The 1,180-nt window shown below is 66.9% G+C and carries 1 pseudogene; it reads right to left on the reverse strand.

Annotation, left to right across the window (positions count from 1 at the left end):
* Positions 1 to 487: 487 nt before the first annotated feature.
* Positions 488 to 1,180, reverse strand: a pseudogene (locus EKD05_RS25510) (hypothetical protein); the annotation flags it as partial.

Raw genomic sequence — 1,180 nt, forward strand, 5'->3', positions numbered from 1 at the left:
TCCCAGCAGCTGCACCATGCGCTTGATAGTGACCACCAGCCCCGTCAAGAGATATTAGATGCGCACACGGGCACGCCTACCAGAGCGTACGGGTAGTGTACCGTGTGCGACCGTCCTCTGCAACAAACAGGTGATGGTGAGGCAGGGCGATTGCATCTTCCGTGTATGCACCCCGCCAAGGCACCCGCAAGGGCACCCGCAAGGGGTGCCCGTACACCGGATTCGGCCCCCGCCCCGGTAGGGGCACCCCTTGCGGGTGCCCTGGCCCGGCACGGGCGCCCTTTGCGGGTGCCCTGGCCCGGTAGGGGCACCCCTTGCGAGTGCCCCGTTGTATCCGATTTCGTAGCGCGGGCTTCCAGCCCGCGTGGGGTTGCGGGCTGGAAGCCCGCCCGACGATGGGCGGCTGCTGCTCAAGGCACCACTGGCCCGCGAGCCATGTGATACTCAGTATGACCAGACCATGCGACACCTTCAAACCGAATTGGGCTCACCCCCCACTCATCCGCCGCACGGCCTCGGCGATCTGCGTCGCGAGCGGCAGCACGGTCGGCAGCACCGCCGCCAAGTTCTGCGCGGCCTGCTTCAGCCCTTCGGCGCTGATCTGCACCAGGGTCTGGTTCGGCTGGGCCTTCGTCGCCTGTTCGACGGCGGTCTTGGCGGTTTCAGCGACCGCCTCGGCCTCACCGGTGTGCGCAGGGGGCACCTGCTGTAACGCCACGCTCAGTTGTTCAAGAAGCTGTTGCAGCTGCGCCTTCGTCGCCGCATCGCCATGCGGGGCCGCGCCGATGCGCTGCGCGACGTTGGTCAGCGTGGATGCGATGGTGAGCATAGCACCGCTGAAATCGCCGGACATGGTGAACTGATCACCGCCCACAAACGTGCCCGTGCGCTTGTCGAGCGTGCCCTCGGCGTAGTCACCGCCGCCGGTGTCGATCTTGCGCACGCTGCTCTGTGCGCCTCGCCCGATGGCGATGCCGCTGCCGCTGATATCGCCGGTGGTAATACGGTCGCCCTGGGTGATCTCAGTGCGGTTGATGTCTCGCCCGGCAATGTCACCGAAGGACAGGTCGCCGTACTGGTTGCCGCTGCCGCCGTGGAACCCGCCGCGCTGGTCGTGCGTCGTCACCGTGACGTTGCCATGCACATCGCCCGCAATCGCGGCACCGACGTGCGCCTGATC

Source organism: Candidatus Chloroploca sp. Khr17, assembly GCF_004138165.1.
Classification (GTDB): domain Bacteria; phylum Chloroflexota; class Chloroflexia; order Chloroflexales; family Chloroflexaceae; genus Chloroploca.